Below are 22,323 nucleotides of genomic sequence, written 5' to 3' on the forward strand. Positions count from 1 at the left end.
CGCTTGATAAATCTTTGCTGACCAACATTTTACTTTCGCCATTTCCTTCAACATAAAAAAGTCGGTTATTGATCACATCAAAACTATTTGAGTTTAGGTTAACAAAGGACATTGGTGTTTCGAATAGTTCATCGATTATTCCATCAGACGAAATCTGATAAAGATAATTCTTATTTTCTTTCTGTCTGAAAAAATATACATCGCCGTTTTCTGTTGCTTTGGGCATAAAACCATCAGTTAATATGGTTTCTTTCGTGGGATCGGCTAAATCAATTTTCTTTACTTTCAACTTATCATTTTCCTTAACACCGACAAACAAAGCCTTATTATCATGGCTGAACGAAAAACCTTTGACTATCATACTTCTGCTGAATTTCAAGTCGCCTGAACTGTCCACGATGTTTAATTGCGCATTTTTATTAAAAGCTAAAAGTGTCCCATCCACAGCTATTGCGATATCTTCAACTCCCGCGTATTCGTCAAACCCTAACACTTTTGAAGATATCGAGCCTTTCCGAAGTAACAATTGTCGCTTCCCATCATGCAACGACATATATCCAATATCTCCGGTATATTTTGCTATTACAGCTCTATAGTCATGAGTTGGTAGAGAAAGGCTATTATCTATTTTTCCATTGGTTAAGTTAACAATAAAAATGTCATTATCGACCAATCTTCCACGAACGTAACCGACTCGATTGTTATCTATAGAAAAAGGAAAGCTCTGTTGATGTGCTTTATCAAAATATACCTGAGAGGTTTTTCCCTCTAGATTGATTACTTCAAACTTTCTTTTACCTTTAATCAAAATACTTTCTGAGTTCAGCCAGGCCGCGGAATATGGTTGGTAGGAATACAACTTTAACAACGAATCCGAGTTGTTTGAAAAATCAAATATTCTCAGTTCACTACCAGAATCAACCATTGAAGATCTTAGATAGGCAAGTTTATTATTAGCTAAGTTAAAAAAGATCCCGTAGTTACCATGATCAGACCGCCCAGGCGAAGTAATGACATTTCGCTCATTCGTTAGTAGATCAATCTCTGTAATTTCCTTAGTACTGTTGACCTTCTCAGACATAGCTACCATCAGCGAACTTTCAGTTCGCCATTGTGGTGTCCTAGCCCATCGATTAACACAACCAGAAATAGAGCGAGAATTACTTAGACTTAAACTTGCCGAATGGAAATCCGCAATCATAATTTCACAATAACTGCGATAGTCTGTTTTTACCCAAGCTATTTGTCGACCAGAAGGCGAGAAGCTTGGCTCAGTATGATAGCCTTGTGAGTCATTACTATTAACAAGGATCTTACTTTCCTCTGTTCCAATTCGTAGAGCTCTTAGCCCCCAACCTAACTGATGATTAAGACGGTGCATAAAGACCAATATAGATTTATCTGGAGAAACAACGGCCCTCTCAACCTCCCCTTCCAGATCCGTCAACAACTCAAAATCAACAGCCTTATACCCCGCAACTTTATCAGCAGTTTGAATTCTTAAGATTGCTGTAGCAACCATTACTCCAACAACCAAAAAAGCAGCAAGACTTCTCGTCAACTGCCAAAACTTGTTACGACAAAAAACATAGTGAACCTTTGCTTTGGGAGCAAGCGCATAGTGATTTTTTGTGGGGTTGGTTATATACCGCCAAGGCTTCTGGCTATCACCTAGCTCTTTACGAAGTACCCCAATCGTTTTATGAAAATTCTCATCTGTACACCCTTTCTCCTCCCATACATTGGCAATTATGTCTTGTCGAGTAATCGCTTTATGCTGGTTAATTATTAGAAAGTTTAAAATTTGCGCAGGTTTAGCAGTAAGAGCCGATAACTTCTTCTTTCGAGAGATTTTACTGACTTTGGGATAATATCGAAGATCTTCAAATGAAATGAACTTTATTTCGCGAGCATCACTAAGGGATAGTTCTTTTTCTGATTTATTCTTTTTGTTATCTTCCATTCAACTTCTAACTCCAACAAACAAACTCTTTCTTTGACTAAAAATTATCCAGATGTAGAAAATTCCAAGTCTTAAACAAGACACTCAGCCCAAAACCAGCATCTCCCAAAAAATTAGATTTTTATCTGATTATGCTATCAATATTTGTGCAACAATCAATTTCAAATTTCCTGGTCACGCATTCTAATGAGCTGAGTGTTCTTTTACCTTGTCATTCTTATCAAAATAGTTCTATTGAACACTAAAACGGCAAACTATTATTGACTTCAACAGTGTAATTACCTCTACTCTGTTTAGTAGAGTTTCGCCAAAAGTCGTCGATATTAACATGACTGATTAAAGCCACTCCATTAACATCAGACGCGCTCCAACTGATAGTTCCATAACCCCTTAGCGTGGTATACGAACCGTTACTATCACTCTTCAAATTTATCTGTACAGTTTTGTGCGCCGCTAAATCAAACGTAACCGACTTATCTGTATGTGTATCATCATAATTTGAAAAATCAAATGAAGCACTGATATGCCCTGCACTGGGACTATCATCTGAATCACCCGCGATCAGCCCTGCGGCATTATAAAATGTCACCGCAACGCTAACGGTTTTGTTACTGATATTAGAAATAGAGATATAGCAGTTAACTCTGTTGTCACCACCACTATCACGAGCATTAAGATGCGGAATAATTGCACTTCCCGAACCTGAAAATGCGGGCATCGTGAAAATGAATGCCGGAAACAAAAAGACTAAACGTGTTACTACTTTTATATAATTACAAGAAATGATTTTCATTTGTCTACTCTCGCTTTATGAATAAATAGATAATTAAACATCGAGATGGTAATTGTAAAAAGTACGTCACCAATTGCCCTGTTCTTCTATGAAAAGAAGAGTCTGAGACCCTACAGTGAAACCTGGATTTTGTAAATTTGGTTTGGAAGCTAATGATGAATTCCTCCTAATTATCTACTCCTGTCCGCAAAATATTCCCAAAATTACTATTTCCTGTCTCATTTTTATTACCTCTGCATCCCGCGTATTTGCTAACTTTCTGTACTTAATCTCGATACACAATAACTCTCGCTGATAGCGCCAGTATTCAAAGTTTAATAACTGTTCAAATTTCAATTTATATTTAGCGACATAACCGGAGGTACAACTTAGTTCAAAATTTAAGCAATAACTTTTTACAAACATACTGAAGCACAGAGGCCTTAATTGTCGAAGTGACAACAAAAGGTTTTCGTTCAATTAATTCAAAATTAGGTTTAACATAATGAAAATACTTGCCAATAGTAAAAAAGCAGTTTTGGTAACAACTTTAATTTCCCTGACTTCTTTCGCGGCCTATGCAGCCGTTTTCCAAAAACACACTTACACGTATTACTCTGATAGTTCAAAAACAACTGAGATCGGCACAGAAGTAACCAGCTGTAAAAATAATGGCCGCAATATATTAGACGGAGAAAGATCGCCTTACTACACAGTGAAGAGCGAAAAATGCACAGACACGGATCTAGATACTGATTGTTTCTACCAAGATCCTTGGGGAAGACCATACTGTGAGTAATCATTAATTTTGATGGTCAGCTTAGTGGCACCGAGTATCCCAAAGGTCTCGGTGTTTCTCCCGTTTTAATATTTTAGATAGACAGTCTGTTTACCAAATCAGGTTCGCCGAAAAATTAACGTCAGGCTATTTGAAACCAACATTACCAACAGACCATATTCAAATATCAGTACTTATCTCATTGTTTTTTCAATGATTCAAAGTGGGGTGTCTGATATGAGTTCTTGTTTTGAACAAATTTAAATAAAGGAAAATTATGGTGAAAAACACACTTATTTTTGGTTTTTTGTTAATGGTAAAAACTTTTGTTTTCATCCCCAATTTCGCAATTGCTGCTCTCGGAGAAAAGCCCCCACCTATCCCTCTTAATGTTCAGAGATTTGCAGATGGAGACGGAGCATACAATGTAACCTGGGGACTTGTTAGTCAAGCCACTTTTTACAAGTTTTGGGAAAGGCGATCTGACGGGGCGTGGAAGCAAATCGGCGGTAACTTACCCGCTTCACAAATGAGTTACTCAGTTTCAGGTCGCACCAACGGCTTATATTACTATGTAATACATTCTTGCAACCAATACGGCTGCTCAGGCTTACTTACTGCAGCCGTCACTGTTGATTTGAACAGTCAAAATCCTGTTGTTAATGCCAGCTGGAATGCTCATGCAGTTGATTACAACTCACAAGCAACATTTTCCTGGAATTCCACCTATGCGGATAAGTGTACATTGAATGGAAGCCAGGTTGCTACATCAGGTAGTAAAGCATACACCTTGACAGAAACAACAACGAACACGCTGACTTGTACTAACCAATGGGCAGGAGGCGATTTAAATAAAAGTGTTTCAGCAACAGTTGGTGTCAAACCTCCGCCTATCCCTCTTAATGTTCAAGATTTTGTAGATGGCGACGGCGCGTATACCGTCACTTGGGGAAATGTTCAGCAAGCCAGCTACTACGTGCTTTGGGAGAAAAAAGATGGCGTCTGGAAAAACATTCCCTGCACGAATGTCATGTTAGGTTCTTACATCACTCCCGAATGTAGACTGTCTTCTTCTACATTATCCTATGCATTATCTGGTCGTACCGACGGCAATTATTCCTATGTCGTTCATAGCTGCAACCAATATGGCTGCGGGGGGTTACTGACCGCAAAAGTCGAAGTTGACCTGGACAGCCAAAATCCTATTGTCAATGCCAGCTGGAATGCCAATGCAGTTGATTACAATTCACAAGCAACATTTTCCTGGAATTCTACCTACGCGGATGAATGTACATTGGATGGAAGTATAGTCTCCACCTCCGGTAACCAAGTGTATACCTTAACAAAAGAAACCACGAAAACGCTTACTTGCAAAAATAAATGGGCTGGCGGTGAATTAAATAAAAGCGCTTCAGCAACAATTGGTGTCAAGCCTCCACCAATTCCTCTTAATGTTCAAGAATTCGTAGATGGAGACGGCGCTTATACTGTCACTTGGGGAGAAGTTCAGCAAGCTGACTACTACGTACTTTGGGAGAAAAAAGATGGTGTCTGGAAAAATATTCCCTGCACGGATGTTATGCTAGGTTCTTACATCACAACAGAATGTAAACTTCCCTCTTCTACATTATCCTATGCATTGTCCGGTCGTACCAATGGCAGTTACGCCTATGTCGTTCATAGTTGCAACCAATATGGTTGCGGGGGATTGCTGACCGCTAAAGTCGAAGTTGACCTTGACAATCAAAATCCAGTTGTCGATGCCAACTGGAATGCCCACTCGATGAACTACAACTCCCAAGCAATTTTTTCCTGGAACTCCACCTACGCAGATGAGTGTACATTGGATGGGAATATTGTCTCTACGTCAGGGACCCAAACTTATACCTTGACAGAAACAACAACGAAAACGCTTACTTGTACCAATCATTGGGCAGGCGGAGAAAAACATAGTTCAGCACAATCAACAATCGAAGTAAGAGCCTCCAACGATCCTAAAATGGAAGCCACCTACGCAGGTGTTTACTTATATAAAGGCCACGATATCGACGATCGAGTAGATACGGGAACTGGTAGCGCTATTGAAAATAGTGACGCTGATAATGATGCAGATGGAGATGGTTTCGAAAACTATGGGCAAAAACATGTTTTTTTCGAAGGCGATAGCCACGATGAAGGTATTTATGAAGATAATTGCCGCGAGAAAAACACTGTTCAAAATTTGACTGGTTATGACCATAACTACGACAAGCTCGGTTTAAATTTAGATTGTCTCGCTCATCGAGTAGCGCAAAGCAAGTCCAACACTTATTTTTATCGTTTTAGTGGTCACTCTCCTACACATTGGGATAAATTTGGTGACTTTATCAATAAACTAAATGAAAAAGCTCCAAACACAAAAGTATATGCTTACCTTTCGCCAGGCGAAGACATTAATGTAGGAACTACTCCTCCAGGAACTCCTCCCATAGGTGTTTTTGAGAGAAATCTCAAAAAAATAGTTGAAAAGCTTGTGACAGATTTTGGTACTAATGAACATTTTGCCGGGGTCGCTATTGATGATTGGACACGGGTAATCGACGAAAAACCTACTGAATATAATTCGACTGAATTATTGGCAATAAGAGAAGTGCTCAAAGCAAACCAAAGACCATTAGACTTATTAATAACAGCTTATTTACATAACGAGTTCTTTGGTTACTCACGTAATAAACAGAGCAAAACTAATAGCTACAGAATTATCTGCGGTACCAATATTTCCGACGAAAACGGCGCTTGCTTTTCATTTGACGGGATCATTTATGTTCTGATGGAATACACAGATTTCAGGCATTTAGATGAAAACGAAAAAATAGTGGGTAGCTATCGAGGTGTTTCACCATTAGTGGGAGAATATATACATGAAGATAAGGATAGCAATGGTAACGATGTTTATATGCTAGGAATTAAGGAACAATTAAAAATGGTGAAGAAAGGTATAAACAATGTTAAAACAAGAATATACCCCTTGTTTTATGTGACTGGCTATGATTCTCACCTTAACACTGACATAGCCTATTTAAACACAGTACCTAGGGAAATATACGGTATGTCAGACGGTCTATTTATGTACCACCTTCAAACCTATAAACATCATCAAAGGTATAAGAGTCAAACTAAGGATTGGAAGCTAAGATTTGAAGCTATTTTTAATTTATTTAATAGCCTATAAAATAAAAAACTGATTAGCTTCAAAAGGGACTTTCAAAGTAACAATGAAAATTGTGAGTGTTCATCAAATTTGAAGGTTAACAGAGCGAAACCGAGATCGCAAAAGATCTCGGTTTTCACATTGATCTTTTGGATAATGGCTTTGTCAATTAGTTCAGGTTAATAAATCAAGTTGACGGTCTTTTTCTTGTGTGTCGTTTTCCTCAATAAAAGATAAAATTAGCAAATACCTCACAGAATCCGCACAACCGCTTGACGACTAGAAGGACTAAACGCGAGATACTCAAACTTTAACTGATGTTCTTCAACCAGTTCCATAAACGCTTTATGCTCATCTTCACGCCAGGTTGAAGTGCTAATATATTCATCAAAAACTAAAATAGTGCCTGATACAATTTGCTTACCCAGCAAATCAAAAATCGTTTTGGTGGAACTATAAAGATCGCAATCGACGTTGATAAAGGCAACAGGTTCAGAATGCGACTCAACAAACTTGGGGAGTGTCTGATCAAACCAGCCATCAATCAGCTCGATGTTTTCTCTTACCGGCGGTAATACCCCGTGAGTGGAATAGTCTCCTTTACCGGCAGTCTCATTCCAATGTTCAGGCAACCCTTCAAATGAATCAAAACCGTAAAGTTTTCCCGGAATGCTTTTACCGATATGATTCGTCGAAGTTGCAAACCTCACTCCAAATTCCAGGTGCAACCCTTCAATAGAAATTTGTGACACGGCAAAATCCAACACCTCGAAACTATAGGTCATATACCGCGTGTTGCTGGTTGAGTTTTCGCGAATGTATTGCCACGCATCCAGGTAATGCGAAAGATCTTCTTCAGTAGTTTCAATTTCAGCAAACAACGCATTGGCGTCTTCCTCGTTTCCCTGAGTGTCCAAAATACACCCCAGAAAATAACGGCCTAAATTCTGATAAGCGGAATTTTGGGATACGACTTTTTTTAAACAAGCAATCGACTCTTTGGCATCACTATCTGAATAAACCAATGAATGTAAATTGAAATTGGCTTTAACATGTTTGGGCTGCATGGCCAACACTCGACGGTAAAGCTTAACCGCTTCTTTTTTATCGCCACTTTCGGCGTATGATTTGGCCAGGTTAAAAACCAGGTCTGGATTTTTGCGATCTTTTCGCAGCACTTTTTTGTAATACTTAATCCCCTGCTTTAACAACCCATACTCCGCGTACGCATTTGCCAGGTTAAAACAGGTAACCATATTCGACGGAGACAAACTATAAGCCCGCTCCAATATCTCAATAGCTGATTTGTAATCACTTCGCGATGAACATAATAAACCCAGGTTAGAAAGCGCTGCGTCGTGATTAGGCTCGATTTGCAACAACTGAATGTAAAGGTTGGTTGCTTCATCCAGTTTCGCCTGCTGCTGATAAACAATAGCCAGCAAAAACATTGCTTCAACATTTTGCTGTTGCTGCAACACCTGTACACAAATATTTTGAGCGCTTCCCAACTGTCCCTGAGTGATTAATTGTTGGGCCAGTTTCAATGCCTCTGGAATGCTCATCGTTTCTGCTGTCATTGTTTTTCCTAAAAGTTAGTGTGCATAAAAGGTATATCTCAACATATGGGTTAAATCTAGCACGAAACCTGCCAAAAATTTCCCTTTCGCCAATAAAGCTGGCTCTGAAGCACCAAAAAGCGAGTTTGTAAAATAAATTTCAGCTGACGAAAAAAAAATTAAAAATAATTTAAAGTCGACTTTTTCAACGCCGATAACAGGTTTGAACAGGATTTCTCACCCCTGTTCGCTTTAGAAAAGAAATTCTCAGTTCCTCATCTAAAGTTCATCACCAGTTCTCAGCAGGTTGATTAGTCAAGAAAGAATAATTCTCAGTTCTTCTTTCCCAAAATATTTATTTTTAATTTTTGTGCTCAAACAACAGTAGCCTCTGACCGCCTTGTTGTTTCGAAGCATTAGATTAAGGAGTCATAAAATGGGAAACGTATTATCGACTAATGTTTCTTCTCTAAACGCTCAGCGTAACCTGATTAATGTTAACGGTAGCCTGGCGCAGACTTTCAAGCGGTTGTCCTCAGGTTTGAGGATTAACAGCGCGAAAGACGATGCTGCTGGTCTACAAATTTCCAACGGTTTAACTTCGCAAATTAACGGCCTCTCAGTCGCATCGCGTAATGCCAATGACGGTATTTCGCTGGCTCAGGTAGCTGAAGGCGCGATGCAGGAAACCACCAACATACTGCAAAGAATTCGTGATTTAGCGATTCAAAGTGCGAACGGCAGTAATGGTCCTTCCGAACGAGCAGCACTGAACGCCGAGGTGCAACAGCTCATCCAGGAAGTGGACCGGATTGCCAACACCACTCGGTTTGGTAGCCGAAATATATTGACCGGAACATTAACCGGCGCCCAGTTTCAAGTGGGTGCACAGGCTTTTGAAACCATCAATATTTCTATTAACTCAGCCAGAGCCGACGACCTCGGCATTAACGACCTGGATTTTGCTGGTTTTGCTTCGAATCGTGTCGCGGCAACTTCCACCACACCTGCCAGTGCAATGGTCGCTGACAATCTGACCTTTACCGTGAACAGTGCCACTTCAACAGTCGCAGTTTCGGCCGGTGATTCAGCTCAGCAGATCGCTGACAAAATCAACTCTGAGGTGCCTAATGTTACCGCAGATGCGAAGACAACCGCCCGACTAGCTTTTGCGGGAACGCTGGACGGCGATGAGTCCTTTAGTGTCAGCATTAATGGTAATACCTCTATCGTGGTAACCGGTGCAACTGAGGACGATCTTTTAACCTCATTAGGTTCTGGGATCCAACAACTTGGCGCATTATCAAACCTGGAAGTGAATGTTGATTTAACCAATAACTATGTTGAAATCACCGATCAGACCGGTGCCGATGTCACGGTACAACTGACAGCATATACCGGTGGCGACGCAGACGAAGATCTCACTGTGGACTTCGTTGATACCGGCGGCACACCTGGTGGTACGCCAGTGGTTCTTGACGCAGTCTCTGAAGGAACCGTGGTAACCGGCGATATCGCATTTACAACGTCAGATACTAATTCAACGTTCTCGTTGATTGGCTCGACTGCAACTGGCGCTGGCGGTGTTATCGGTGTCGCTTCTGTCGCAGGTAATGTGACCTCGGGTACTCGGGTAAGTGCTCTTGATATCTCCACTAATACCGGTGCTCAGGCCGCTATTGCTGTGGTAGATGCGTCAATCAAACAGATTGATAGTAACCGTGCTGATCTCGGTGCGGTACAAAACAGGTTGTCATCAACCATATCTAACCTGCAAAGTATCATCGAAAACGTAGCTGCAGCTCGCTCTCGTATTCGTGATACAGATTATGCGACCGAAACTTCGGAATTATCGAAGAACCAGGTACTTCAGCAAGCCGGATTGTCTGTTTTGGCCCAGGCCAATGCATCTAGTCAATCTGTATTATCTTTACTACAAGGGTAATACCATGAAAGCCGAAAAAGCCCCTACCGTACGACAACTTTAGGTGCCCAAACAAAGGTCTGGAGATTTCAGGCCTTTGTTAACGCCTTAACTTATCCTTTATAAATCAAATAGTTACTCAAAAAACCCTATTTTTTTTCAGTTATTTCTGATCAAAAAGTAAAGTCGCCCATTTCAGAGCCGATACTTCTTTTGAACGCAACTTGTTCTCAGCAAATTGCGAACACTTCAAATTGTTGTTTCTCAGGCGATGATCGCTCGTAAAGAGCACTCTCAAATTTCATTTCCTTAAGAAACACCAGTTGAATTTGAAAGAGGTGTTTCTCAGACATTTTTTTCAACCAATGTTTTTATAAAGTTGATTTTATCAGGAACACTTGAAGGACGACTTTAATAAAACAAAAATATGCGGATAGCAAACGGTTTCTCAGGCCATAAGCTGTCTTACTTTTTAAGCACTTTGTAATTTCAGGCGGATTTCATTTCCTCTTGAATATCAAAGGTTTAGGAGATTTAATCATGGGTAATGTAATACAGACGAATGTATCGTCTATTGGCGCTCAGCGCTCACTGGGTCGTACTAACGACGCACTCTCAACGACTTTCCAACGTCTATCAACCGGGCTTCGAATTAACAGCGCGAAAGATGACGCCGCAGGTTTGCAGATTTCAAATAGTTTGACTTCTCAAATCAACGGGTTGGGTGTAGCGGTTAGAAACGCTAACGATGGTATTTCATTGGCACAGGTTGCTGAGGGTGCACTTCAGGAATCGACCAATATCTTACAACGTTTGCGTGACCTGTCTATCCAGAGTGCGAACGGTAGTAACAGTGGTACAGAGCGTGCCGCGTTACAACAGGAAGTTGCTCAACTTCAATCAGAACTTAACCGAATCGCTGACACCACTCGATTTGGTGGTACTAACCTGCTTGACGGTTCATTTTCAACCAAGTCTTTCCAGGTTGGAGCACAGGCGAATGAAACCATTTCGGTGACCATTAGTGGTGCTCGAGCCACAAACCTTGGTGATAACCGAATTGATGTTGGTGGTAGTGGTATTGGTGAAGTCGCGGCAGCAGCAGCGGCACCAGCAGCAAATACCGTCGCGGCGCAAGTACTAACGCTAAATGGTAGTTTAGGCTCAGCAACTGCAACCGTTGGTGTGAACAGCAGTGCAGCGACCGTTGCTGGATTGGTCAATGCAGAAACTGGTGCAACCGGTATCTCCGCTGATGCAAGAACCAATGTTCGATTAAGTGGATTAGATACTGCTGGAACCGTTTCATTTGATATCGCCGGTACTGGCGGTGTGGCATCAAGTATTTCGGTGAACGTAACTTCTGTGGGTGACTTATCTGGACTTGCCGAAGCTATCAATGCAACTTCAGCTAGTACGGGTATTATCGCAACAGCTAACGGTGCAACACTTGACTTAGTGAATGAAGCTGGTGATGACATCACCATCGACGCATTTGACGTTGGTACAGCTGATGATGGTACTGGAACAATCACGGTCACATCGCTGAACTATGACGGTACTGCAACGACTGCTTCTACTACTAACCTGGTGGATGCTGCTTCAGGTGCAACTGATGCAACTCGTATTTCAGGTCAGCTTCGTTTTTCTTCTGGTAGTGCATACACAGTTGCAACTGACACAGGTACAACTTTGTTGTCAGCAGCGAGCGTCGCTTCAGGTCTTACAGCGGTTTCTAGCGTTAACATCAGTACTGCAAGCGGTGCCCAGGCAGCGATAAGTACGATCGACGCGGCAATAACGGCGGTAGACTCTCAACGAGCCCAGCTCGGTGCGGTTCAAAACCGATTAAGCAGCACCATCTCTAACCTTGGAAGCATCATCGAAAACGTATCGGCCGCACGGTCTCGTATTCGTGATACAGACTTCGCTGCGGAAACAGCGAATCTGGCTAAAAACCAGGTATTGCAACAGGCTGGATTATCTATCCTGGCGCAAGCTAACGCTTCTAGTCAGTCAGTATTGTCATTACTTCAGTAAGTTGATGGCAGGCGTTAAATTAAAATTTAACGTCAGGCGGGAAAGTTGGTACGAACAATTATTTCGATTTTTCACCACTTTCCCATTCGCTCTATAAAGGTAACGTGCTATGGCTATACATAATTTGTCAGGCAACTTTCAACCGCCATCGGTTGAGACCGGCAGCCGTTTGCCGCAACCGAGTAGCAGAGCGCCTTCAACAGCTAAAGTGGATAATGATGGATTGAAAGTGGTTGCCAATACAGAAACGAATAGTAATACCATTCAATCTGTGGCGGTCAATCAAAACGAGAAACCTACGGAGAACCAGGCAGAAGTTAAATCACAGATTGAAGAGTTCCAAAGCTTCAATCAGAGTATTGACCGAAGCCTTCAGTTCAAAGTTGACGAAGAACTCGGCGTGACAATTGTTAGAGTAGTCGATAAAGAAACCGATGAACTCATCAGGCAATTCCCACCCGAAGAACTAATCAACTTATCCAAGCGGTTGAAGGAGCTTAACGAGGAAGATATCTCCAGCAGTGGAATTCTTCTTCAAGAGAAAGTGTAAGGGCTTGAAAAGGGAGCCTTGCTCCCTTTTCTTTACCTTCAAGACTTGTTACCAGTAAGACTGGCGCAAAAATTGCTATTTTTTAGTAAATAGTCAGTCAGTTTTAGTGGTAATTGAGTTTTGTCGATTATTAGTTTATTTTTTTGTTAATACAGGATTTCAGCTATGGGACTCATATCAATTGGCGGCTTAGGCTCAGGACTCGATACAAAAAGTATCGTTGAAGCTTTAGTAGCCGCAGAAAGAGCTCCAAAGGAAAATAGCCTTAACAGGCTAGAGACAGATGTCACCGTTTCACTAACGGGCTTAGGCGGTTTAAAGTCAGCGCTCGATGAGTTGCGCACGGCGGCTTTCGATCTGAGCTTATCAACAAGTTTTAGTAAACGCTCAGTGACTGTGTCTGATAGTGACTTTTTCACCGCAACAGCTACCTCCAGCGCAACAGCTGGAACTTACGCTATAGAAGTCAGCACCCTCGCGGCCGGCAGCATTCACCAATCACAAGTTTTTACCGGTGGCAGCTCAACCACTTTTGGTGATGGTACTTTAACCTTCACTATCGGCAGTGATACTTTTGATGTGGCTGTTTCAGCTACCGATACGCTAGAAGATATTCGTAATAACATTAACGCAGCAACCGGTAACGACTTTGTTTCAGTAAACTTGCTAAACAATGTTACCAGCGGACCAGACACAGGTAGTGTTCTGACATTTAACTCAACCACGACAGGTACGGGTAATGATCTGGTTGTTACATTTAGCGGCGATGCATCTCTGGCCGACCTCTCAACTGGATTAACCCAGACTCAAACCGCCATTGATGCTAGCATTCTAGTGGATGGTTTCGCTGCAACCAGCAGCACGAATAAATTCGAAAACATTATTCAAAATGTCACGATTGATGTGTCGAAAGCGCATACTCCAGCGGGCACCACCGACACACTAACGGTGTCTCTGGACACTAACAGCACCAAATCGTTAATAACCAACTTTGTCGACACTTTTAATGCTTACGTTGACGTTTCCAAACAACTGGGCTCAGCCGATACCGCCCAACCAGGTCTACTTCTTGGGGACTCAACTTTACGGCAAGTCGACTCGCAAATCAGAAATTTATTTGCATCAACGGTGTCAACAATCACCGGGGATTTTAACAGCTTATCTGCGATCGGTATCACCACCACGCAAGACGGCAAACTGGAAATCGACAACGATACACTCGACACAGCGATAGATAGTAACTTTGAACAATTTGACGATCTGTTCGCCAGCGAAGAAGGCTTTGCAACCCAACTTAGAAGCTTGATTGACAATTATACCGGCAGTGGCGGTGTTATCACTTCTAGAACAGAATCACTCAATGAGCAGCTAAGCCAAATCGCCGATGAAAGAATTTCTCTCGATTTAAGAATTGAATCGCTGACTTTAAGATTAACTAATCAATTCGCCACTATGGATGCCATCGTGGCACAATTTAATTCTACGCAAAGTTTTATTGCCCAACAATTTGCTAACTTACCCGGTTTCTCGAGTAATAAAAGCGAATAGTTTAACTAATAATCATTAAAGAGGTTTTATCAATGGGATTAACTGGAGCTAACGCCTACACCAAAATGAGTGCGGCGACCGGTGTTGAAAATGCAGATCCACATCGATTAATTCAAATGCTCATCGACGGTGCAATTGAAAAAATCAACCGAGCGAAGTTTTTTATGAACAATAAAAAGCTGGCGGAAAAAGGTCAACATATCAGCTGGGCGATTTCGATTATTGGTGGTTTGAGAGGAAGCCTTAACATGGAGCAAGGCGGTGATCTCGCACATAATCTGGACGCTTTATATGACTACTGTTGTACTGCACTAGTTGCGGCTAACCTGGAAAATAGCGAAGAAAAACTCAATGACGTGCTAGGAGTGATGCAGCAGGTAAAAGAAGGTTGGGATGGCATTCGCGAACAAGCGTTACAGGAAATGCAATCTTAACATGTCTACTATTACCGCCAAGCTCGATAAACTCAATGATGAAATCAGGCGCTATGCTGACAAACTTGAGTGGGAAACCGTTTTAGGATTAACCGGCGAAAGACACCAGCTTATTCAAGACTATTGCGAAGAAAACCAAAATCAGCTGAGTGCAGAACAGCTGCAACTCATTGCCCAAAAAGTAAATACCTGTGACCAACTTGTGGGTTCGGCGGTTGCTAAACACAAAGAGTCGGCGATCCAGTCGGGTATTAATTTAAGAAAAACCCACCGTGCGATTAACCACTACAAAAACACACATAACTCTGCCACTGAACACTAATTTGTATTAAAATCATTTTTATACCAGAGCCTTTTTATACTAAAATCTTATTTATAATAAAATCCTAGCCACACCAGTTTTTTATCGGCAATCAAACTCGTAGATTCGAGAGATTAATAAAATAAATAAATTGATATGTTAGACATTCGCCAGGCAAATACCGAAGATATCGAATTAATATTCCAATGGACACTGCAGCTCCACCATCATGAGGACGATGGCGAACTAAAAGCGCATGCTGACTTTCCTGTTCACCTGAAGCAATGGTTATCGGGACAGCTGGAAGATACTGGAAACCTTTGTCTTATTGCCGAAGTTGATGCTCAACCTATTGGGTTTATTTTAGCGTCGAGTATCATCAATGATAACGGATTTTTAGAGTCTCCCGCGAAAGGTATCATTCAACTATTGTGGATTAATGAAGATCATCGAAAACAACATATTGCTGACACGCTAGTTAGTGAAATTGAACAGTGTTTTATATCCGTTGGTATTGGATATATCGAGTGCAATTATACTTCTCATAATAACCTAGCGAAATCCTTCTGGGATAAACAGGGATATCTTCAAAGAACTGTCACCGCGCGAAAAATGTTAAAATTACCCGATTCAAATTAAGCAGTATTTTACCCTACCCTAGATTACGTCTGATTATACTTCTAACATAAAATACTCGTCGTTTTGTGTCTCTACCTAACCTCAGATTTCCCGATGGCAAAATGGTCAACAACCCAAAGCCAACTACCATCCGACTGTCGCCGAGCAATCTCAGCCGTGACATCACCGTTGTGAAGTCGTGATGAGGTTAGCGCCAGCTCACCACTTAACAATGGTTTAGCTTGCTTGCTCGGTAGAAGTTGCGGCTTACTCGATAAGAATTTGATAAAGAAGCTTCTAATTTCCTCGTGGCCCTGAGCAACCTTGCCGTCGCCAGAATCGAGTGTTGCATCAAACTCATACAAACACACAAGTCCTTCAACGTCGCCGGCGTTAGCTCGCTCAACGAAGAATTTCTCAAGATCATTTGGGTCTTTGGCTGGCTGATACATGGTTGAACCTATGCTGCTTAAACTGTAAGTTGATTGATGACGCATACGCCAAACAATCAAAAAATTGATGACTAAAAATTAAATTCGATAATTCACTTCAATAATAGTTAGACTAAGAATATATTAAAAGTCATCGTGACAAAACTTCTGAGGATTCCACATGAGCCAGACAAAAATCGGTGCACTCCAAATTGGTAGCGCTTTGAGCTCCAGCAAAGTAACCATTCAAAAAGTTCTGGATTATGAAAGCCAAATCAAAGATGAAGCCTGTGAACTCATTGTTCTACCAGAAGCACTCATTGGTGGATATCCAAAAGGTTGGGATTTCGGTACTCGAATCGGCTATCGCAAAGAGGTCGGTCGAGAACAATTTTTACATTACTGGAACCAGACGGTCAACTTACAGACAGATGACTTAAAAGACATCAGGCAAATGGCCAAGCGTACTCAGACGAATTTGATCATTGGCGTCATCGAAAAAGTTCGCTCATCGCTCTATTGCACAACGGCTTTCATTTCCAACCAAGGCGAGCTTAACGGTGTTCATCGAAAGTTAATGCCAACAGCAAGTGAAAGATTAATCTGGGCTCAAGGTGACGGTTCAACAATGCCGCTGATTAAAACTGAAAACCTTAAAGCCGGTAGTGTGATTTGTTGGGAAAATTATATGCCTTTGCTAAGATCGCACATGTATTCAAAAGACCTCAATTTATGGTGTGCTTCGACTGTTGACGACAGAGAAATATGGCAAGCCTCAATGCGCCATATCGCTTATGAAGGTCGAATGTTTTTGATCAGTGCCTGCCAATATCTGGGCTCGCCATCGAGTCTTGGGTTCGACACCGAGTGGCCTGACGATAAAGAACTGATTCGAGGCGGCAGTGTTATTGTTTCACCTATGGGAGAAGTACTAGCAGGCCCCATTTATGGTGAAGAAAAATTACTATCCGCAGAGATCAACCTGGATGATGTAATTAAAGCCCGTTATGATTTTGATGCTTCCGGGCATTATTCTAGGCCAGATATTTTTAAATTGAATGTTGATCAAGAGGAACGAATTAAAAACTAGCGAGACATCAAGTCAGGCAAAACATAACGGTACATAATATCAAACGGTTGCTTTTGCCGTTTAATATTCCCTTGATTGCTGCCGGTAAATACGACAACCGCCTCAAGCTTCGGTACAACGAAAATAAATTGACCACCGTTTCCCCAACTATGGAGCGAGGTAACTTTTTCGCCTTTCACCTCAAATGTCGTCTGGTACCATTGGTTTCCGTATAAGGTTTGACTCGCGGGATGTTCAGGTATTTCATCTGTCCATGACCAATTGATTTTCTCGTTTGCCTGATAAAGTTCATTGATTGAGGCTTCCGATACGATTCTTTTTCCTCGCCATATGCCTTTGTTTAAAACGACCAATCCAAACTTAGCTAAATCCTTCGACTTAAAATTTGAATTGCCCTGCCCCATTAAAAATTGGCCGTCATGACTGGTTCTCAGGCGATAGTTATTTTTCTCAATTTCTAACGGTGCAAATAAATAGCGATGTGCGAACTCAAAAATATTTTCCCTGTTCGCTCTTTCAAGCGCGGCGGAAATCACGGCAGCAAGCAAAAAGCTATTAGCACTACAATAATGCCAGCTAGCCCCAGGTTTATTTTTCATCCTGATATTTAAGCTATATTCAAATGGCGTTGGTCCTTCATCAACGCCCCACTCATGACTCGGGCCGACGCCGCCTGGTGCTTCATCGCAATCTAATCCAGACGTCATATCGAGTAAGTGTTCTACTCGCAAAAGTTTTTTTCGAGAATCAAGCGCTTTCGGTTCTCCAAACCGCTTTAGTAAAGGCAGAACAAATTCGTTTGCTTGTAATATTTTTTGATCGAAAGCTATCAGAGCGAGTAAACCATTAATACTCTTAAATGTTGAGTGGGTTCTGTGTAGCGTGTTTTCGTTGAAACGACCATAATAACTTTCGAAAATGAGCGAGTTCTTATGGTAGACCAACATGCTATCAATTTTAGAGTAGGCGTTGCTTTTAATGCTTTCGTTTGCCTGCTCTAACCATGATTTTTTAGCAGCGAAGCAAGATGTAGTAATAACAAGTATAGATACAAGGAGCAAAATTCCCTTTTTCATCGATTTCTCTTTTTAGTTGTTTTTTCTTTTAATGACCAGCTTAAACATATCAATAGTCATTCAATTGAGTGCTTGATTGATATTCTTTATATTTGTTCGACATTTTATACGGTAAAAAGGTTGGCAGCGATTTTTACTTCTATAGGCCCTTATTTGTAATCAGTTTTAACGCATTTTCGATTGCCTTTCGCTCCCCCAAATTGATGAGGTCCGCATAATAGGAATCAGGCCCTTTCTTCTTCGCTTCGATGAAATCAAGAATCTGCACCGCGTTTATTCTCCATTGATTTAGTGCTTCTCTATCAGCTTTTACCTTTACTAGCTTTTTCGTATCCTTTTCATCATTACTAAGTGCTTCCCGTTGCAAAGCGAAGCCAACCATATTGGCATAAAAGATGGTTCCTTCGGATTCAAGCAACTCTCCCAGTTGAATACAGGTCACTTTCCAATCCCGGCTCAACTTAGCCTGCGCATTACACAAATCCATTAGTTTTTTATATGGCTGAACCACCATATAGTGTGCAAGTTTGATTGAGGCAGTATGTAAATATTCAGTAGGAAAGTCACTGTTCTTCAAGACTTCCAATAACAAGGAAAATCTCTTAAAGTAGTAATCATCATATTTTTTTCGACTCGCCGCTTTTTCCAAATCGGCCAACGCCAATGACCACTCTCTATTTTTTGCTCGAAATAGCGCTGAGTAGACATAAGGTAAAGCATTTTCACTATCAAGTTTTTTGAGTTGACTGATTAAAAGTTCTAGATCACAGTTTTTATTTTCTTTTGCTATCAAACAGGATTTAATCTCGTGATCAACCCAAAGCTTATTTTCATACCCTATAGCTCGAGCGCGAGAATAAAGCAGCTCTAATTGGTTAAGATGGCCCGTTTGATTAGCGATTATAATGCCGGCAACAACTTCGCTAAAATGATTGCTTTTAGCGGCCATTGGCAAATAGGACTCAATAAACTTCCACTCATGCTTAGATAGCTCAACAGCCCATAAGTTTAGGGGGAAAATAGAAAATACTAGAAAGGCGGTTACTAATTTTATTTTTTTTAAAAAGTGCATTGCGCTCCTTAGATCACACAAAAACTCATTAAGACTAAGCTAACCGATTATAGGTTTGAATCGAAAATACGACATCACTTGATTGAAATAAAGTACCGGACTTTTTCATCAGGACATTCCAATCTTCAGATTGCATACATCTTTCATGATCTTCTTGAGATTCCCACTCCCAATACATCATCGTCTCATTTTCATCATGTGACTGATGGAAGCTGATGGATATAAGGCCAGCCTGCGACTTGGCTTCGGCGACCATTTCTAAGCCAAACGCGTGAATTGCTTCTTTCAGCGCAGGTGGAAACTTTACCTTTGATATTGCGACAAAACTCAAGTGAACTCTCCTTAACTTAATTTGTGAACACTCACTAAAAATACTGAAACGATTGCTTATAACTTTGCTTTCTTTTTTGATCGCTCGACGATATTCTTCCTGATAGCAAACAAATAGTTTTCTAAGTTTTCCAATTGGGCTTTATGCTTTATTTCTTTTGAGTATTGACTAAGATTACAACCATCGAAGTATCTATGAATATCTTTACCATCCCAATTAAAACAAAGTCTCACAGAACCAATATCATCGATTTCCAATTCGTACCTTTCATCAAGTTCTAGAAGCGCTTCCATTACACTTAGTATATCAAGTGGCCTATCAGCTAGCTCAATTGTAAATGAATCACCTCTTATCCGACCGATGAAACAGTCAAATGTAATATTACATTTTTCTCCATCGATAGCAGCTTTAAATGAAATAAGCTCCTCTGTGAAGCCATCAAAGTAATCAATATCTAACATAAAATAATCGGTCTTATAATTTATCCAACCTACCTTATCCTAATTTACCATGTTTGTTAGATTTTTTAATATGAATCAATTCAATTTGTCTGGTTTGCTTCCATAGATTTTGTACATATTACTAATACCTAAGTCTTTTTGCTTCAAGTTCACGAAAAACTTCGCGGTTGTTACACCAAAGGGCATTTGTGCAACTCCAGAATCAGTTCCAGTTGGAGTGATTACTGCGAACGGCGGGGTTTTATACGGTTTAATTTTTTTTCCTTTCGCCGATCTCAGTAGAGCATCTGCCAGCATAGCACCTTGAACACTAGCTACGTAACCGTGTTTATGGTTATCAAGCGTTGCACAATCACCTAATGCATACAGGTTTTCATAGCCCTGCACTTTCATCAATGAATCCACTTTGACAAAGCCTTTATCATCAAGAATACCTGGAAGCTCAGCTTTTAAAAACTCAGTATTGGGAAGCATCCCCACGCAAGCATAAGCGATGTCCACCTGAAGGGATTCCTGGCTTTTGGAACAGCGATAAACATTCCCGTCTTTGGTAAACCTGCGGTTAAACTTCACATTTACACCTTTGGCTGTTAATTGCTCCAATGCTTTGCGTTGTACCTTAGGTTTCATGTTATCCAACAGCGTGTCGGTTGAATGGGCTAGAGTAATATCTTTGTCGGGAAAGGCACTTGCAATTTCACCTGCGAATTCTACCCCTACAGCGCCGCCGCCAATCACTAGAATCGATTTCGCGGATGCAATTGATTTATGCTCATTCATGATTTCCTGGTTGCGCTCACTATAGTCAAATGCAGAATTCGACTTTGCCAGCGGCAACGAGGGATAGCGGCTTCCAGATGCGATGATGGCTTGCTTAAACCGAATACTCAATCCATTTGTAAGCTTCGCTTCTTTATCATTCATTGACTCAATGCTGCCCTGAATAAAGGTCCCGTCAATAAAATCACTGTAGAGTTTACGTGGCGAATTACCAAGTCTTCCGGGGTCAGTAACATCGCGTAGCGTTGCAAAGGTCACTTCGAAGTAATTTTTTCTGTCAACCAATGTAACGCTGACGCCATTTTTCGACAACTTCTGAGCTGCACCAACTCCTCCAAAGCCACCACCAATAATAAGTACATCTGTTTGCTTTTGCATAATTACCTTCAGTATTGAGATTATTTTGAATAATAGAATTCACTTAACGATAGATAGAAGGTAACATTAGCTTTAATCTAATGAAATTTCTTATTTTTTATCAATATGTAAGTTTTTTTCTAAGGAGAAACTATGACGCTAGATCAACTTAAATCGTTGCAAGCAATCGTTGAAGGTGGCTCCCTGAGAGTAGCCGCTCAGAATCTAAACCGAACGCAGCCGACAATTAGCGTAGCGATAAAGAATCTTGAGGACGAACTTGGCCTGAAAATATTCGATCGAGACCAGTATAGAAACAAGCTAACACCACAAGGAAAAGCCCTTTATGAAAAAGCGAAATTGGTATTAGGCCAGGCACAATCATTTAAAAACCTGGCGAATCAACTGGCCACCGGAGAAGAACTTGAGGTGGGCATTGCTTTTACTTCTGCGATTCCCGTTTCGCCTATTATCAGCACTATCAGGCAGTGTAAAGTGGAATTTCCCGGCACTCGGCTAGAGGTTTATTCTGAAAATGGAATGGGCCCCCTCGATTTGCTGGAAGACGGACGAGCTTCTATTTTGATCATTCCCTGGATTGAAAATTTTGAAAAATTAGAATCAATGCACTTTATGAATTTGCGTTTCAAGTCAGTTATTGCAGCAGATTCTCCTTTATTGCAAGAATATGACGTTGTACCTAAAGCCGTCATGAAGAAACATCCGCAAGTCATCATCAGTGGTCGTAAATCTTCAAATAAAACTTATGGTGTTCTTGAAGGCGGCGATCAGTGGAGGGTCAATGATTTCCAAACTAAAAAAGAAATTATCATGCAAGGCATGGGCTGGGGGAGTTTGCCTGAACACCTTATAAAAGATGAGCTTGAACAGAGACTACTGGCTCCCTTGAAAGTTGAAGGTAATGTTGAGTCTCCTGGCGTTGAGTTGAGAATTGTTAGATTAGAATCTGAGCCTGTTGGACCCGTTGCTCAAAGACTTTGGCAATTGTTTCGAGAAGGGTCTAACTGAATTTACAACAATGTCCCCG

Annotated in this window: 20 protein-coding genes; 11 read left to right on the forward strand and 9 right to left on the reverse strand. The window is 41.0% G+C overall.

The genetic code is table 11. The features are described from left to right. Both FLL46_RS20810 and FLL46_RS20815 read right to left on the reverse strand, forming a co-directional pair. Positions 1-1,963 (reverse strand): winged helix-turn-helix domain-containing protein (locus FLL46_RS20810; protein WP_142933318.1); only part of this gene is annotated, 1,963 nt, incomplete at its 3' end. A 241-nt stretch (positions 1,964-2,204) separates the two neighbouring features. Continuing rightward, the gene (locus tag FLL46_RS20815) at positions 2,205-2,756 is read right to left on the reverse strand and encodes a hypothetical protein (protein WP_142933320.1); all 552 of its coding nucleotides are present in this window, start codon (positions 2,754-2,756) and stop codon (positions 2,205-2,207) included. Between the two features lie 484 nt (positions 2,757-3,240). On the opposite strand from FLL46_RS20815, the gene FLL46_RS20820 reads away from it, so the two are divergent. Continuing rightward, positions 3,241-3,534 carry a DUF6289 family protein gene (locus tag FLL46_RS20820; protein WP_142933322.1) on the forward strand — a complete coding sequence of 98 codons (294 nt, stop codon included), beginning with the start codon at positions 3,241-3,243 and terminating at the stop codon, positions 3,532-3,534. Positions 3,535-3,790: 256 nt separating this feature from the next. Continuing rightward, positions 3,791-6,724, forward strand: coding sequence for a hypothetical protein (locus tag FLL46_RS20825; RefSeq protein ID WP_142933323.1), 2,934 nt, complete (start codon positions 3,791-3,793; stop codon positions 6,722-6,724). Positions 6,725-6,954: 230 nt separating this feature from the next. Here FLL46_RS20825 and FLL46_RS20830 read toward each other — a convergent pair whose 3' ends face one another. After that, the gene (locus FLL46_RS20830) at positions 6,955-8,283 is read right to left on the reverse strand and encodes a class I SAM-dependent methyltransferase (RefSeq protein ID WP_142933325.1); all 1,329 of its coding nucleotides are present in this window, start codon (positions 8,281-8,283) and stop codon (positions 6,955-6,957) included. A gap of 415 nt (positions 8,284-8,698) precedes the next feature. Here FLL46_RS20830 and FLL46_RS27890 point away from each other — a divergent pair, with 415 nt between their 5' ends. From FLL46_RS27890 to FLL46_RS20865, 7 genes are all read left to right on the forward strand, one after another. Beyond that, positions 8,699-10,207 (forward strand): flagellin N-terminal helical domain-containing protein, encoded by a 1,509-nt coding sequence (locus FLL46_RS27890; RefSeq protein ID WP_142933327.1) that lies wholly within the window; start codon positions 8,699-8,701, stop codon positions 10,205-10,207. Positions 10,208-10,726: 519 nt separating this feature from the next. Then, positions 10,727-12,226, forward strand: coding sequence for a flagellin N-terminal helical domain-containing protein (locus FLL46_RS27895; protein WP_142933329.1), 1,500 nt, complete (start codon positions 10,727-10,729; stop codon positions 12,224-12,226). 109 nt (positions 12,227-12,335) lie between these two features. Continuing rightward, complete coding sequence (locus FLL46_RS20845; protein ID WP_142933331.1) at positions 12,336-12,776, forward strand: flagellar protein FlaG; 441 nt, start codon at positions 12,336-12,338, stop codon at positions 12,774-12,776. A gap of 165 nt (positions 12,777-12,941) precedes the next feature. After that, positions 12,942-14,324: a flagellar filament capping protein FliD gene (gene fliD, locus FLL46_RS20850; protein WP_142933332.1), complete on the forward strand. Its 1,383-nt coding sequence runs from the start codon at positions 12,942-12,944 to the stop codon at positions 14,322-14,324. A gap of 32 nt (positions 14,325-14,356) precedes the next feature. Next, positions 14,357-14,758, forward strand: coding sequence for a flagellar export chaperone FliS (fliS, locus tag FLL46_RS20855; RefSeq protein ID WP_142933334.1), 402 nt, complete (start codon positions 14,357-14,359; stop codon positions 14,756-14,758). Position 14,759: 1 nt separating this feature from the next. Further along, positions 14,760-15,080: a hypothetical protein gene (locus FLL46_RS20860; RefSeq protein WP_142933336.1), complete on the forward strand. Its 321-nt coding sequence runs from the start codon at positions 14,760-14,762 to the stop codon at positions 15,078-15,080. Between the two features lie 135 nt (positions 15,081-15,215). Further along, the gene (locus FLL46_RS20865; RefSeq protein ID WP_142933337.1) at positions 15,216-15,698 is read left to right on the forward strand and encodes a GNAT family N-acetyltransferase; all 483 of its coding nucleotides are present in this window, start codon (positions 15,216-15,218) and stop codon (positions 15,696-15,698) included. Positions 15,699-15,769: 71 nt separating this feature from the next. Here the strand turns inward: FLL46_RS20865 and FLL46_RS20870 are convergent, their stop codons facing one another. After that, positions 15,770-16,129, reverse strand: a complete 360-nt coding sequence (locus tag FLL46_RS20870) for a YybH family protein (RefSeq protein ID WP_142933339.1) — start codon at positions 16,127-16,129, stop codon at positions 15,770-15,772. 160 nt (positions 16,130-16,289) lie between these two features. On the opposite strand from FLL46_RS20870, the gene FLL46_RS20875 reads away from it, so the two are divergent. Next, on the forward strand, positions 16,290-17,198 hold the full coding sequence (locus FLL46_RS20875) for a carbon-nitrogen hydrolase family protein (protein WP_142933341.1): 909 nt from the start codon (positions 16,290-16,292) through the stop codon (positions 17,196-17,198). Here FLL46_RS20875 and FLL46_RS20880 read toward each other — a convergent pair. The 5 genes from FLL46_RS20880 to FLL46_RS20900 all read right to left on the reverse strand — a co-directional run bounded on the left by FLL46_RS20880 (position 17,195) and on the right by FLL46_RS20900 (position 21,296). Next, positions 17,195-18,274: a serine hydrolase domain-containing protein gene (locus FLL46_RS20880; RefSeq protein WP_142933343.1), complete on the reverse strand. Its 1,080-nt coding sequence runs from the start codon at positions 18,272-18,274 to the stop codon at positions 17,195-17,197. The two genes, FLL46_RS20875 and FLL46_RS20880, sit on opposite strands and share 4 nt — an antisense overlap. Before the next feature lie 139 nt (positions 18,275-18,413). Further along, positions 18,414-19,346 (reverse strand): hypothetical protein, encoded by a 933-nt coding sequence (locus FLL46_RS20885; RefSeq protein WP_142933345.1) that lies wholly within the window; start codon positions 19,344-19,346, stop codon positions 18,414-18,416. A gap of 34 nt (positions 19,347-19,380) precedes the next feature. After that, the gene (locus FLL46_RS20890) at positions 19,381-19,677 is read right to left on the reverse strand and encodes a putative quinol monooxygenase (RefSeq protein ID WP_142933347.1); all 297 of its coding nucleotides are present in this window, start codon (positions 19,675-19,677) and stop codon (positions 19,381-19,383) included. Between the two features lie 56 nt (positions 19,678-19,733). After that, the gene (locus FLL46_RS20895; RefSeq protein WP_142933349.1) at positions 19,734-20,138 is read right to left on the reverse strand and encodes a hypothetical protein; all 405 of its coding nucleotides are present in this window, start codon (positions 20,136-20,138) and stop codon (positions 19,734-19,736) included. A 75-nt stretch (positions 20,139-20,213) separates the two neighbouring features. Next, the gene (locus tag FLL46_RS20900; RefSeq protein WP_142933351.1) at positions 20,214-21,296 is read right to left on the reverse strand and encodes an NAD(P)/FAD-dependent oxidoreductase; all 1,083 of its coding nucleotides are present in this window, start codon (positions 21,294-21,296) and stop codon (positions 20,214-20,216) included. 132 nt (positions 21,297-21,428) lie between these two features. Here FLL46_RS20900 and FLL46_RS20905 point away from each other — a divergent pair, with 132 nt between their 5' ends. After that, a complete protein-coding gene (locus FLL46_RS20905; protein WP_142933353.1) occupies positions 21,429-22,304 on the forward strand; it encodes a LysR family transcriptional regulator in 876 nt (291 codons plus the stop codon). Positions 22,305-22,323: the final 19 nt, after the last annotated feature.

Source organism: Aliikangiella coralliicola (assembly GCF_007004725.1).
GTDB classification, from domain to species: Bacteria; Pseudomonadota; Gammaproteobacteria; order Enterobacterales; family Kangiellaceae; genus Aliikangiella; species Aliikangiella coralliicola.